Consider the following 15212-nt stretch of genomic DNA (forward strand, 5'->3'; position numbering starts at 1 on the left):
TATTGATCTACAAATAATTGGTAAAGGTTCCAAGGTCCTTCATTTCCGGTTTTTAATCCACCATTGTTATCGACCATTTGGTTCATTGTTACTATTTCAGAGGATAAACAATGTGGATTTATCCTCCAAGATCACGTAAAAGATAAGAAAATAACCCACTTCATCACGAATCTTGGAAGTGAGTTATTTTCTTTTATCGATGGAAGTCAGCAATGCCAGCAAACAGAATCCCAAAGGTTATATATTGATAGAAAAACGGTGCCGCCTCAGGCATCGTTTCAACAATCCCCTCTCTATAATCATGGAGTTACTTTTCTTAACCTCATAGCTTGAAAATGCGGCTTTCCCTCACCCATGAAACGTGTATGGAAGTCTTCCACCTGAAAATGTTCTTTGACAATCCGCTGAATCTCTTCATCAGGATACATGGCAAAATACCGCTTTGGCTCATATGTATCCTGCTCCCACACCCCGTCCGTCGATACCCCTCCATACAGCCCCAAATAGAACAGGCCGTTCGGTTTCAATACACGTCTAATCTCCACGAGCACGTCAACGAGCTGCGCCTTCGGAACATGAAGCAGGCAGTTCATAGCGTACACGGCATCAAAGGCCTGATCTACAAACTTCAATTGGTAGAAATCCATTACCATGGCGTTCAGACCCTTTTGCTGACACAAATGAACCATTTCTTCTGACATATCTATCGCTGTTACATCCAAACCATGCTGCCTAAAGTATAAGCTGTCCCGGCCTGGCCCAGCACCGATTTCCAGCACATTTCGGACATAGTTCTCTTGAAATACATCAAGCACGTTTTCTCGTTCTTCTGCCTTCCAACCTTCCAATTCCGTAGAGTCTCTTAATTCCGCATTGTGGTTGTACGCCTGCTTGAGAGTACTTTTAATGTCGAACGCAGCAGTCTCCTGCTCTTTCATCAATTTCTCTTCTTCCGCTGCCTTCTGCTCTTCCATCTGCATCTCCACAAATTTCATATCCGCAGGCGCAAAAATAAAATCACTAAGCTCATGCCGCTCCACCCAGCGGAACTCGTCATGATCGACAAGCTGAATGGTGCCGTTTATAAAGCGAGCTTTGTATGCAATCAGCCGGATGTGCGTCGCCCCATAATAATGGTCATTACTTCCGAACCACGCGTAGGGCTCAATTTCAATCTTCATCTCCTCTTGAAGCTCACGTTTTAAACACGCCTCCGGAGATTCACCAGCCTCCAGCTTCCCACCCGGAAACTCCCACATTCCAGCCTGTGACTTACCGGCTCGCCTCCGGGCAATCAGGAGCTGCCCCTGATCATTTTCTATAATCGCTGCCGCAACCTCTATCAATTGCATTCACTCCTATACGATAACTTTGTTCGCCACGGGCACTAATGCCGCCGGCATTTCTTCCTTCAAGCGCCATACGAAGCTCATTGGTTTATTGCCCTCATGTCGGACGTACTCTGCTTCTCCAAGGAACGTGAACGGAGCCGTGAACTGATTGTCCTCCTTATACTCACGCACAAACAGTGCAATTTTGTTCCCAAGTCGCTTGTGGTTAATATAACGCTGCGCCGTGTTCGAACCCTCTGAAGTTCGGCTTTGGGTTTGCCAATGGAACAGCCGCTCATTAATGGCGTAATCCTCGTACAGCGTAGAAGGAGAAAAATCTTTATCCGACTTATGAAGTGTGATGAAGAAAATATCGGTCTGCTTGTCCTCAAAATATTTTACGCCTTCACGAAACGCCGGTGCTTTCTCTTCATTATAGTAACCAAAAGCCGCCAGCACTTGGTCCGTAGAGTACGAGCAGTGAATATCCAGCGGACAAGGAAAGGAGAACGTATTCTGGATGTCCACAAATTCAATATGCTCCAGTTTATATGTTAAAATCTCCGCGATTTCATCTCGAAACTCCTTGCAGTTAAGCACATGACGAATGGCCTCATCCATATTGCCAAAACCCTGCTTCACAGGTTCAGAACGGTAAAATGTATAATAGAACATGGTCAGCATCAAGTGTTCTTCCTCACCCTGAGGCTGTCTTCCTTCCGTAATATATGCCAGCAAAAACTTCAGCCACCGTCTGGAGTTGATGTTCAGCAGCGCAGGAATACGATTTTTCAGACCTTCAACCTGCTCAAGCGAAAATGGCTCCTTCAGACCCGCCTCAACCATTAGCTCCCGGAAAAATCTTTTGCCTGTACGGCCACCGTACAGTTCATGAATCGTCATGCCGTAATACTTCGTAAATTGTCCGATGGTGAGCGACAGACCCGTATCTGCTTCAAAATACCGCATCCGCTGCACAAGACTTCTTCGGTTAAGTGTTGCTTGCTTCAGGTTACGCAGTACATAACCCCGAGCCTGCTTCTCCAGCTGTATATAGCTGCCTCGCGGCAAATGTGCAAAGCCGTTTTCCACATAATGCTGAACAGAATGCTTCGTCTTGCCAAGCAAAGCTCTGAACTTCTCTTGAAAATTATAATCCTTGTGTGCCTGTCCGATAAAATCAAGCACCGTCAGACATTCCTTTCCCTCCGCTAGGCGAAGGCCACGGCCCAACTGCTGAAGAAATACGGTCAAGCTCTCAGTAGGACGCAAAAACAGCACTGTGTTCACCTGCGGAATATCGACGCCTTCATTGTACAGATCCACAACGAAGATCATTTTAATGTCTCCATTAATGAGCCTTTTCTTCGCTTGCGCCCTATCCTCCGAGCCGGATCCACCGTAGAGTGCAAGTGCAGGAATACCATTTTCGCTAAACACTTTTGCCATGTACTGTGCATGATCAACGCCGACGCAAAATCCAAGTCCCTTAACCTCGTCCAAGTCGGTAACATATTTGTGGAGGCTATGCATGATCTGTACTGCACGAATTTTATTATTGGTATATAAATGTTCCAGCTCCTGCAGGTCGTAGCCGCGGCGCGACCATTTCACCTGAGACAAATCCACCGCATCCGCCACACCAAAATATTGAAACGGACTCAGCAGCTTTCGATCAATCGCATCCGTAAGCCGTATTTCCGCTGCAATCGTATGATTGAAATAGCCCAGCACATCCCGACCGTCCATCCGCTCCGGTGTTGCTGTCAGTCCAAGCAGAATCTTAGGAGTATAATAGCTCAGTAGTCGCTGATAGGATGGGGCCGCCGCATGGTGAAATTCATCCACTACGATATAATCGTAGAAATCTGGAGTCGTAACTTCCGTCAATTTCATAGAATTAAAACTCTGGATGCTGATAAACAAATGATCGATTTCGTCCGCCTGATGTGCGCCGACATGCAGCCCACCAAAATTCAGATCCTTCAGAATATAGCGGAACGTATCCCGGCTCTGCTTCAATATTTCTTCCCTGTGGGCTACAAAGAGCAGGCGGGCACGACTGTTCTGGCCTCGGAATCTTTTGTAATCAAAAGCGGAAATCACCGTCTTCCCTACCCCGGTAGCCGCAATAACCAAATTACGCATATGGCCGTAAATCGTTCGCTGCGCCTCCAGCTTCTCCAGCACTTCCTTTTGATAGTCAAACGGCATGATGTCGAACGTAAACGTACCCTGCACCTGCTGCACATCCTTCGAGCGTCTTAGTGCCAGCTTCAGCTGTTCAACATTGTTCTCTTCTTCCAGTGAAAAAGCTTTAAACTCCCGGTCGTTCCAATAACTCTCATAGGTCGCTTCGATCTTTTTCAAAACATCGTAGGAATCCTTCTCCGTAATTTTCAAGTTCCATTCCAATCCGCTAGTCAATGCCGGATTGGACAGGTTAGAAGAGCCAACATAAGCCGTTGTAAACCCTGTATCTCTTCTGAAAATATACGCCTTTGCGTGCAATCGGGTACGCTGGATATCATACGAGATTTTAATCTCGGTATTGTTCAGCTTGCTGAGCTCCATCACCGCTTTGTAATCTGTAGCTTCCATATAGGTTGTCGTGATGACCCGCAGCTGCCCTCCTCGCTCCGTAAACTGACGGAACTCTTCCATAAGACAGCGTAGCCCGCTCCACTTAATAAAAGAAACCAGCAACTCAATCCGATCAGCACTCATAATCTCATGCTTCAGCTCATTCATCAGCTCCGGCTCGGATTTCGAGCCAGTAAACAACGAGCTCTGTGACAACGGTGTCACCGGGCGAATCGCTTTTACATCCTTCACCGCTCGGATGTTATTCATTTTTGAGTAAACGTATGTAAGAACTTCACCTTGCTCCGAGATTTGCAGATCGTTAAACTCTTCATCCCCCAGATTGTTGCGAAGAATAGAGATCATCTCGTTACATGTCTGTATCTGGGCAAGAACGGCCGCGGCATCATCGCTAACCTGCTCCCGCACCATCTTCAACGCCTTGCGGGTCACGATCGATATATAGTTGGCTAGCAACAGCCTTGCCTCTTCGGGATCGATAGCCTCCCGTCCGATATCATACTCGCCTGTGTTCAGCTCATCCAACTGCTGCGAGGTAATGTGGTTGATGATTTGTTCGTATAGTCCTTGGTATAGTCCTTGGTGCATGGTGGCCTCCCTTTCAAGGAGTATTCTGTAAAAATATTAATGTAATATTATAGAATATAAGTGGTGTGATTGGATTATAAAAGTAACTAATCCTATTATACCGGGAAAGCAGGGTCACAGGTTGTTAGATGATACTTAGTTCTGGTCAATTTTTAAGAATAAAAATCATAGGTAGGGCATTGATCCGTTATTGAGGTCTAAAAACGGGGTATGTTAAGATAGGAATAGAAATAAGGAGCAGCCGCCAGCTGCTCCCTTGTACAAACATCTTGAGTAGGATTTCTCCTCCAAGATCAAGCTAGGAATGAGAAAGTAACCCACTTAGGCGCTAACCTTAGGAGTGGGTTACTTCGCTTAACGATGTAGGTCTACAGTGCCAAAAGGAAGATCCCGAAGGTTATCACTTTACCGAACGAAATGTTCATCGCACCACCTAAAAGCTTTCAATAGAAAGCCACATCGAAAGCATGAGGAGTACGCCCACTCAAGATGTGCATGTGCATGTGCATGTGCATGTGCATGTGAAATTATAGTATTATATCTGTACTTCAGGGAAAAACCCTAGTAAATTCAATATATTAATTTATCTCACTTAAACTTTAACAGATAGTCTTAATAATTCAATCCAGTCATTCTTTAATTCAAATGTTATACTTTCTTGGTAAACCTTCCTTCTCTTATCAGCCATGGTACTTGCTAATTCATTATCAGGTTTACTTTCCAAAACTTTTCTATCATGATTTGAAAGTAACAAACTATCTCGATTTAGATAACGAATATATGTATCCGAGTCCATTTTCCACATTTCTACAGCGCCGATGAACATTTTATTAACACCGCTTGCAATTTCGACTCCATACCGATCAAAATCACCGGAGTAATAAATAACACACCTCGGATTAGTTTTAAGACAATTTTCTATAAAGTGCTTAGAAGCATCACGTAATTGACCAGAAGTGCATACCAAGGCAGGAAAATTCTCAGGCAGCTGTTCATATGATAAACCTGTTCCATTAAGAAAATGTATCGTTTCATCCATCAAAAATGAAAATACTGATGGATTCTCGAAAACATATAAGGCAGAATATTCGGGCCAGTCTTCACATTCTTCAATTTCGCGCAGATTCAGTGTTCTTGGAGAGGATGAGTACATAAAATCTTTTGCAAAAATAAGCATATTTGAGCTAATATCATCATCCATAATGCCGGAGTTTCTATAAACTTGACGTTTCTCCATAAAATTCGGAAGCATTAAATGCTGATTATATACATTTATTCCATTCTTAATCCTCTGGTTATTAATATCACGAAGAGCATACCATAGAAGTCTGCCTCCAGGCTGTTTCCAATCAAAAGCGTGTGGGTCCAATGTAACGAATTCAGCTAAAATAGGAAGTCTAATCCAAGCTACACTGATTCCTTTTTTTTGAAACATAACTTCTCTTTCAATACACAAGAACCATAGAGCCTTAACACATTGAAAAAGCTCATCCCCCCCTCCTCCCTCTCTAAATAAATTTTTCACTACTCCGTAACCAGATGCATCTCCTCCTTTTAATCTGTTAAACCAGTTATATATCTCTTCTGAAAAAACACTGTTATACAGATTTGTCTTAAATAAATTCTCGAATTTACTATTTACTTGGTCAAACAACTGTAACCATTTCATTTCTCGTATCTCTTTTTGCTCCATATTCGTAAGCAATGGTTCATCATTTAAAATTTCATATAATTCAGGAATGGTCAGCTTGTATCCCCGCTCCAATTCCTCCGCAATAACGCTAAGATGAACTTCAACTTCAGTCCCCGGACGTACTCTCCGCGTTAATCGGGTTCCAAAAAAATCCTGAAGTCGACTCGCCTCTTCGGTAGTACCTACAGTAATTTTAGCATTACCCTTTACGCCATTCTGTCCTCGATATTTCCGAAATACGGCATCCAGTAGATTTGAGAATGAAGGATCACTATAATATTGCTTAGCTGTTTTACGATAATGAACCATAACCCTAGCTTACCTCGTTTCTAGACTTTCAAGTTCTTTCTCTACCAAAACTCTAACTTGTCCATTCCAACGATAATGAAATAATGTCACCACATCTATATCCTTGGGTCTGAATATTTCATATATAGCCAGCCGCGGAACTGTATCATAACACCCCCACAGCACTTGAGAAGTCATAATGTAATCAAAGCCCATATCGGTTAACAAATGAAACATATCCCTCATATTCGATTCATCTACTCCAGCAAAAGCTTCATCAAGCGAAATGATCCTTGGTGCATCCATGTCGGCATCACTGTATCTGGAATAGGTCGCCGCAAATAAAGGAATATACATTGACATTGCTTTCTCTCCGCCGCTAAGGACATTAAATTTGGAATCGGTAAGTGGTTTATATCCCGTTTGTCCACCTTTTTTATAACTTAGTTCAAATTCAAACCACAATCTGTAATCCAGCAAATGGTAGAGGTATTCTCTTAATGCCCCATGTCCGTCCTGTGCCTCTTGCTTTGCTTGAGTAATACGTGTACGAAAATGTTCAATAACCTGCTCAATCTGCTCATCATCCATCCGATGCGCATCTAATTTCAACAATTCAATTAGCTCCGAGGTATCTAGTTCAGATTCAATAGAACTACCTTTAGCTTTCCAATCAAGTGATAATTTTAGCCCACTGGATGTATCCCGCTGACCCATCAATTTCTTCATCTGGTCTATCCAATCTTGAGCTCGATTTATCCGATTTCGAACAGCCTTTCCAACACTTCCTAATATAATTTCTTCATAAAGCGCTCTGTCGCTTTCCGTTAGTAACACTCGTTGTTCTTCTTCAAGCGTACGTAATTCTTCGAGTAGAACAGATGGGGGAAGAGAATTAAAACGATCCCTATTCGACGAGATAATCATCCTACCCGATTCAAGATATTCTAGATTAAGAGCATAATCCTGCAAGTTACTTCGAGCCACACTAAATTCTTGTGAAAGTTCATTAGCGACTCTTTCTTGTGGTACGTCAATAAATTCAGATCTATAATAATTTATTATTTGTTCACATAAATTAATGCTTAATTCGCTATCTCCAGAACTGTTCTGGTACTCTTTCCATTTCAACACTAGACCCAATTTCATTTCATTGGACCATTTTTCTAGTGATGTTTTTAAATTATCTTCACTTTCATTCCGCTGATTATTTAACAAATCAAAATTAGCATTGATCCTTCCAATTTCTTGTCTCAACTTCTCTTTTGTATCTTGTTGACAATCAATATAACCTTTCAATGCTTTTTTTTCTTCTTTTAATAACTTGATTTCCTTGAAAATTTCCTCTGGACCCAGACCAGACATCAGCTTTTTCATCTCGTTGATTTGTGCAGTTAAGGTCTTCTTATCCTCAAGTAGTTGTTCCTTCGATAATTGTTCTTCTTCTATTTGTATCAATACACTTGATTGCTCCTCAAGCAAATGGCTATATCTCTGTTTGAGTTCTTTATGACTTCTCCACAGAGAAAACAATTCTGAGATCATAGTCCGATAATCGTGACATGATTCGATGGCTTCTTTAATTTGATGTTCCTGCTTAATTCTTGACCACCCAGCAGTTTGCTCTGTTAATTTAATCTGGAATTCTCTCCAGTTTGCGACTTTCTGCTTATATCGGTTCTCTACCTTCTGTTCCTGATTCATGATTTCTTTTAATCGATAGGATACTTGAATCAAAGCATCGATATGTTTTTGTAGTTCTATATCGCTTGGAAAATCGTCTAACTCCTGTTGCAGTTGTTTTCGTTGATTTTCAAATTCAGTAATAACATGATCTCTTTCAATAATCATGTTATGAAGTTGTTGAATATTTTCTTCAAGATTGGAAATTTTAATTAACCGGGTCTGCTTTCTAGTCTCGCTTCCAATAAATTCAGCACGTATTTTGGAGGCATTTTTCCCGGTGAGCGGTCCTAATTTAAAATGGCCTTTTTCACTAATGAATGCATCATGCAGCAGACTTTTATCATTTAATCCTTTTGTATCCTTCAGCCATCGGATGCTATTTAAGACCTGGTTAATATCTTCATGAGATAAACCACATTCCAGAGAGGGTGTAGCATACAAAACGCTTCCTAAAGACTCCCCGTCCGTTTGAAAAGCCGGTTCGAACCAGACTTCTTCTTCATTATTTGCATTGGAAATAATCACTCTTCCATCAGGGAAAATCCATGCGTCCAATAGACCGGAATGAGCAAGCGTCTCTTCTATTAAAGCTCTATCGCCCTCACTCAACTCAGGATTGAATTCGCAAACAGTATAAAGGGGCGCTCCTGTTCCAAGTCTTCTCCGACTTCTAGATTCTGTTTTTCTCACTGACCTCTCTGGTTCAGGATCTTTCGAATTCATCCATTCATCACGCTCAGCTTGAAGCGATTCACAATCTTTTTGCAGCGACTGTTTTTGATGATTCAATGAACTCAATTGTTGCAATATTTCCTGTTGTTTTTGTTCATAAGCATCTATCATCGGCAAACGTACCGTATTATAACTTCTTTCTTTCACCGATATAAGAGAAAGAGATCGTAATGATTCACGCAATTGATCTCCTCCTACAGGTAGGATAGTTAACTTCTGCTGCCAACTTACAAAAGCTTCTCTTAATTTATCTCTTGTCTCTTCGAATTCATTCTCTTGCTTAGCTAGCTCTTCCTCTGTAATATTTCTCTCCCTTACAATCTCACCCAATTCAATTTCTGCCTCTTTTGCTGTAATTGATGCCTCCCTTTCACTTCTGGCTATCTCATAAGTAACAGACAATTGGTATTGATGTAATTGAAAGTCCTTTGTCCAGCTATCTGCCCATTTTTCATCCTCATGAACGCTGCGAGACCAAATTCCTTGATATATGTCATGCTCTTTAAATTCTACTATCCGCGCAATATTCTCCATTTCCTCTATAGCTTTATGCTGATCATTCGAAAGTTCAACTAATTTATCATTAGAGTAGGTAACTTGCTGGTTCAAACGATCACGGCGAATAATAGTTTCATTTAATCTGCGCTCATTAATTGTTAACTGATTAATAGTAGATTGTATCTGTTGTTCAAGACGCTCCATTTCTCTATGCTTTTCCATTACTTCACTACGGTTTAATACATCTAAACTACTATCAATTTCTTCTAATCGCTCTCTAGATATCCTTAGAGTTTCCATAGCATATAAATATTTTTTGTTAACTTCATTTTTCTCAATTTCATGAGAACTAATTTGCTGTAAGAGTTGATTATTTTTTTGCGAGCGTACCCAAACTTCCTCAGATGATTGCTTGAGCAAATACTCATTATATTTATTATATTTTTCTGTGATTTTTTGAAGATCACCAATATGAATTTGTAGTTCTTCTAAACGATCTGTAATTTGATCCATATCTTCCATCACATCTGAAAGAGGATTTAATTCTTCTTCACTTAAAGGTGGCAAGGCTCTTGTAAGTATTTCATACATAGAAGAAGGTTTAAAATCTTTTGATAATTTGGGGCTTCTAAGTTCTAGCAACAACTTCAACAGATCTTTATACGATTCCTCATCTCGAAAACCGAATATAGCTTTATTCACCAGACTTTTATATGCCGCCTGCTCCTGAACTACTTGGCCCGCACCTATCAAATCTTCGAGATTTTTTCGATTTAAGGGGATTTTTTTATTTTGCTCTTTCCATAAATTACAATCATACAACCAAAAATCATGATTGATTCTTCTACCATCATCCAGCAAAAAACCCCAAAAGCCAAGTTGGGCTGCACCACGTCGTGCTCTAATGCCGATACCAATTGTTTTAAATAATTTTTTTTCAGAATGATAGAATTCAAGCCATAAGTAACCTGTTCGATCGGTATGACCATGATCATCCTCTCCCAACAAGTAATACTCAAGTCTGCGATCGCGGGATCCAAAGGGGTCAAGCCTCTCTGGCCTTTTATCACCATCCAACACAAGCGGAATAAAACTCTGCATTGTAACCGATTTGCCGGAGCCGTTCGCTCCTCTTAAAATAACTCTGCCTTCTTCTAATTGAAATTCTTCATCATCGTAAAACCAAAAGTTCAGTATTCCGGCCCGATTCATCTGCCAACGTTCTACCACCCCCAAAACTCGCACCTCCTAGGTATCTAATTCCACTGATCCATATTTAGCCGTCCATCTTCCAACTGCAGCATTCACTACGAAAAATCCATCATGATCCCATTCAGCCAATCCCCAATCTATAAGATGCTGACACACATCCTCGGCAAGCAAAGGGGCATTCTTCTTACGGTATTCATTGGCCCAGAATTCTTTGTATTCGTCCTTTAAATGAAGTAAGATTCGTTCCACATGACCTTTGGTAAGACGTATTTGTCCACCCTGTTCGAAAATCAATTTTGCATTAGTCCCCTGGACTTCCGTCCTAATTTGACCACATAACAACAGACCAATATCTGAAATTGCTGATAACGTTGGAAATACTTCAGCCTCAGCTGAAGGCCCTTCCTCAAAAAATAGAAGCCCCTCACGATACTCGCTGCCTTCCCAACCAAACATGGATTGCAATTGTCTTAATAATTTATTTTTTTCACTATAAAAATAATAAAGATCATCTTTCCATTCCTTATCCAACACCACTGGTTCCAGTAAGAACCGTCGGTACATCTCATGTCTTCTTCGACGATTTAATTCTTGAAGATCATCCCCATACAACTGTGTTTCTCTTAACTCTTCTACTTGAAAGTAGCTCATAAGTTCCCTAGGTAAGTTTCTCAACACATAACGATGGTAAGAAGTACATTCATAAAGCACATCACGACTTGCATCATGCGTTGCCCATTCCATCTCATTTCCGTCGACCCCGCGAACAATGTCTAAGCTTTTCAGCTTCTTTATAGCTCTGGACATAGAAAGCCGATGAAAATAATTTTTCCAGTCTACTTCCATCCCTTGCTCAACCATGTAATCACGAATTTCTCTAATCAGCTCTGTTAAAAGAAATTGATCACTCTCTGTTTTTTGTTCAAGAAACCATAAGCCATAGGTAAACAATGTGTAATCAAGAGGTTCACGAAATTCTTGAAAACCCATCCACGGATGAGCGATAACCGGAGTCTTTTCCAGTTTGACTAGTTTTCTATTTAAAATTAGAGAATAACCGGCAAACTCATTGAACCATGTTTTTAATTCAGATATCTGATCCTTTATCCAATAATACAACTCAGGATCGGATTCTTTAGTGATCCAAGGACGATTTAAAAGAGCGTTCATACACTGTTTACGTCGATATGCACGCTCATCCTTGTCAACGACGTTTGTTCTTTTTCTCTTTGGATTATTCGTTTTTCCAATTTTTATTTTCTCCATGATTCACCTCAAACAATGTGGAGATGTCATATACTATTCCTCGACCCAGTGAAGCATTTGCTCCCATGCACTCTGATTAATTACTGAAAAAGTAAAACTATAATTTAAAAGTTCAAGATCACCATCTTCACATTGCATAGTGGTTCGTTCTTTACTTTCGGGTTGCTCCATTTGGATTCTCACTCCTTCAGGAGTTTCCAATGACCATTTAGGTGAATTCAGGCAACGGCTAATCCATTGTAAAATCTGAATTCTTGTAGAAGTTGTTATTCTTTCTAAATTGGATATTTCTACATTCTTAAGACCAACCATACTTTTCAGGAACTTGTACTCCTGTTTATGTTGCTCGATATATATTTTCCTTAAATTATTTTTTCTCATAGTTTTATCCATAATTGGATTCTGGCCATCTTGCCGGTCCTGTTTTTTTCTACTCCGTGACCGCAGCGTTTTTTCAATTGGAGGCTGTTCCCACATAGACTCTTCCTGGCTATCTGATTCCCTTCGATCTACTCCCAGCAAATGTCGGGTTGGAAACATTCCAAATACATAGGCAGCGAGCGTGTGAGCTAATTCGACGTCCTCTAAACGGTAAAACCATTGTCCCAAGTAATCGAGTTCTTTTTTTCTGCTGATTCCAGAACTTTTTCTTTCCTGTATACGCACTGCACAGCGAACTATTTTGACGATCGCTTCTTTGGTCGCGCGTTCCAATAAAGACATCTCACTAAGGTAATCATCCCCACCTACGAACCACCTATATATACCTTCCCATTTCTCCAACAGCTGTTCATAGTATTGTTCCTGTGTTATTGTCACTTCCATTTTTGGTATACGCCATTCATCCTTCAAAACAGCCTGTATAAATAACTCCTTTACTCCTGGTGTTATTTGTTCAAAATTACCCTCAATTCTGTACGATCTCCGCTGTAGAGCCTGAATAAAATCTTGCAGGTAACGAGTGATTGAGTCTTTATATAACAAAAAAGCATCTGTAACCATTAGATCTTCTGCCATATTCGTCTGAAGGCTAGCAATGTAGTCTACTGATGCTTCATGTAATGTTTGAAACGAGCCATATAATGTATTCCATATATCTCTAGCTTCATCCGCTTCATATTCACCTGCATTTTTTCGGACTCTGATTAAGCAATCTGCAATAGTATCAAATAATGTTGGTTCTAAAGAACCTCCGTAGCCTCGAACATTTTCCAAACTCTCAAGCAAACGCTCAATTTCAATAGAATAAGGGGTGAGGAGATACTGATATTTTTTGCGTAAATATTCATCTACGGTAACCGCCTTTCCGCCATCATGTCTGGAAGAAAGATTTCCCCATTCTACTAACTGATCAAGGTCAATTTGGCATTGTTCCAAGGTATAATTGAGGTTTAAATTCCATGACATTATTCCCTCGTATACATCTTCAGATTTGAGCCAATAATTAAGCCTCAGATATTCCCCGTAAAGAAAACGCATAATGGCCCTGTATCTCGTCACATTATCTGCATTTATGTATTTCAACTCCGGCACGCTACGTAGAGAATGTATATTCGGAACTTTACCCACAGTAGTTCCCCATTTCATCTTGACTATGTAGATACAGAATCTAAACTATATTTTTTGAATTTAAAAACCGAAGCCACTGCACAAGATCATTTTCAGCTTTATATTCCCGGTTCAGATCACAATAAATTATGCCTTGCAGATCCGTAGCCATCCTAGGTTTCCCTCTTCGGCATATAATTGTTCTTTCTCTCCCTAAAAGAGAAACAAAAAAACCATACTCCAAAACAACGTTATCTCTCGTTGTTAGCTGTAATTCATTTCTATACCAAACCTCATCATCTTCGCTAAAAATAAGTATAGCTGCATCGATTCTTCCACTAACTTCTCTCAAGCTGTCTAAAATATAATTCCCTGGTCTAAAGATCTCCGACTTAGTCCAAGGAAGTGGGATATGTCCTTCGGCCTCAATTATCATGGCCACTTTCCTAAGATGATTTAATGCCTCTACTGAACTTGAGCTCCCAAGGAAGATGTTCACTGTTAGAGCCCCCCTTTCATTTCAATCCAGTCAATTATTTTTAATGATACTAAAAAGACAACTTATTGACCATAGAGAGGTTTTCAGCTAAAATTTTTTTATCATCTATTGTCCAATCTATTATTTCAAAGTAGATTTATTATTTTGACTAAATACCGTGGAGGTGTGTATAGTTGGTTTCATTAGATCAAGTGAAAGCCCTTTCAAAGATTTTTGATGAAAATTCTACAGAAGAAGAGTTAGTTGGATTAATTAACATCTTATTAAATGCACTACAGTTTGTAGAAAAGAAGTTAGATTCATTAGACCCTTTACATAGCACATATCTACGTTGTCCTTATTGCAGATCAGGCAGGAATAAGAAGCATGGCGGTAACAATTCAAAACGACTTGTCTGTTTACATTGTAATCATACATACACTAGAGAAACTGGTACTCTCCTTCACAGAAAGCAATTTCTCCGACAAATTTATCAAGCTCTTCATTGCTATCTATAGCACCAATCAATCTTCACACGAAATCAGAAGAACACTTCAAATATCAAAACCAACCTACTATAGATGGAGAAAACAAATTCTATTAATTTTTCCTCAAATCGAGAAAAAATTCTCGAACAGACGCTAATATACCGGTAACTTGTGACCCAAACCTATGTTTAAGGTTAAAAAAATAATATCATTATATTTTTTAAGATATCACATTCAAAAATTAGATGATAAAAAATATAATAAGCACGCTCTTGTTTTTAGAAGCGTTTAATACCTGGATATTAAAAAGATAGATTCTATCAGAACAAGTCTGATTCTCTATCCTTAAGGGTAAAGCCTATTATAATATCTTTATAAAGTCTTCGTCCTAGAAACAAAATTCAATGACTTCTCTTTCTCTCGACTCCTATTCCAACTTTTATGGCCGGCGCTTGGTCCATTCCAATAGGATAAGCCTGACCATCTTCAAATAAACAATCAGGGACAGCTCCCTCTAGTATAGGTATTGTAGAAGAAGTTCTAATATAGTCTTTATGTCTCCAAATGACTTCTGCAATAGGATCAACCTCTCTACCTGCTACCTCTTGGTAAAAGGGTGTAACGACTAGCACATAACCATTTGTGATTTGGTTGTTTTCCCAAGTAATCTTATTAAACAATTCCAAATAACGAATGGACCTTTTTTAACTTTTTAGATCTTCGTTTGGACAATGTTTCAACAACAGAGTGTTCGTTTATGGCATCTTTAACTTGTAAATTTTCGAATGTAGATAAGTCAA

Annotated in this window: 8 protein-coding genes; all 8 read right to left on the minus strand. The window is 40.0% G+C overall.

The window, feature by feature from the left end; translation table 11 throughout:
* Nucleotides 1-299 precede the first annotated feature (299 nt).
* Nucleotides 300-1352: an 8-oxo-dGTP diphosphatase MutT gene (gene mutT / locus B9N86_RS23970; protein ID WP_208915612.1), complete on the minus strand. Its 1053-nt coding sequence runs from the start codon at nt 1350-1352 to the stop codon at nt 300-302.
* 6 nt (nt 1353-1358) lie between these two features.
* Nucleotides 1359-4523 (minus strand): DEAD/DEAH box helicase, encoded by a 3165-nt coding sequence (locus B9N86_RS23975; RefSeq protein WP_208915613.1) that lies wholly within the window; start codon nt 4521-4523, stop codon nt 1359-1361.
* A 592-nt stretch (nt 4524-5115) separates the two neighbouring features.
* Nucleotides 5116-6525 carry a TIGR02679 domain-containing protein gene (locus tag B9N86_RS23980; RefSeq protein ID WP_208915614.1) on the minus strand — a complete coding sequence of 470 codons (1410 nt, stop codon included), beginning with the start codon at nt 6523-6525 and terminating at the stop codon, nt 5116-5118.
* Between the two features lie 9 nt (nt 6526-6534).
* Nucleotides 6535-10650, minus strand: coding sequence for a TIGR02680 family protein (locus B9N86_RS23985; protein ID WP_244563166.1), 4116 nt, complete (start codon nt 10648-10650; stop codon nt 6535-6537).
* A gap of 18 nt (nt 10651-10668) precedes the next feature.
* Complete coding sequence (locus B9N86_RS23990) at nt 10669-11898, minus strand: TIGR02678 family protein (protein ID WP_210190609.1); 1230 nt, start codon at nt 11896-11898, stop codon at nt 10669-10671.
* A gap of 33 nt (nt 11899-11931) precedes the next feature.
* Nucleotides 11932-13485, minus strand: a complete 1554-nt coding sequence (locus tag B9N86_RS23995) for a TIGR02677 family protein (RefSeq protein WP_210190610.1) — start codon at nt 13483-13485, stop codon at nt 11932-11934.
* 22 nt (nt 13486-13507) lie between these two features.
* Nucleotides 13508-13945 (minus strand): TIR domain-containing protein, encoded by a 438-nt coding sequence (locus B9N86_RS24000; protein ID WP_208915615.1) that lies wholly within the window; start codon nt 13943-13945, stop codon nt 13508-13510.
* Between the two features lie 868 nt (nt 13946-14813).
* Nucleotides 14814-15098 carry a hypothetical protein gene (locus tag B9N86_RS24005; protein ID WP_208915616.1) on the minus strand — a complete coding sequence of 95 codons (285 nt, stop codon included), beginning with the start codon at nt 15096-15098 and terminating at the stop codon, nt 14814-14816.
* Between the last annotated feature and the right edge of the window lie 114 nt (nt 15099-15212).

The organism is Paenibacillus uliginis N3/975, assembly GCF_900177425.1.
Taxonomy (GTDB): Bacteria; Bacillota; Bacilli; order Paenibacillales; family Paenibacillaceae; genus Paenibacillus_AQ; species Paenibacillus_AQ uliginis.

What these genes read in the sequence shown, in the direction of transcription:
- mutT (WP_208915612.1), bottom strand. Translation starts at nt 1,352, where the DNA reads ATGCAATTGATAGAGGTTGCGGCAGCGATTATAGAAAATGATCAGGGG.
- B9N86_RS23975 (WP_208915613.1), bottom strand. Translation starts at nt 4,523, where the DNA reads ATGCACCAAGGACTATACCAAGGACTATACGAACAAATCATCAACCAC.
- B9N86_RS23980 (WP_208915614.1), bottom strand. Translation starts at nt 6,525, where the DNA reads ATGGTTCATTATCGTAAAACAGCTAAGCAATATTATAGTGATCCTTCA.
- B9N86_RS23990 (WP_210190609.1), bottom strand. Translation starts at nt 11,898, where the DNA reads ATGGAGAAAATAAAAATTGGAAAAACGAATAATCCAAAGAGAAAAAGA.
- B9N86_RS23995 (WP_210190610.1), bottom strand. Translation starts at nt 13,485, where the DNA reads ATGAAATGGGGAACTACTGTGGGTAAAGTTCCGAATATACATTCTCTA.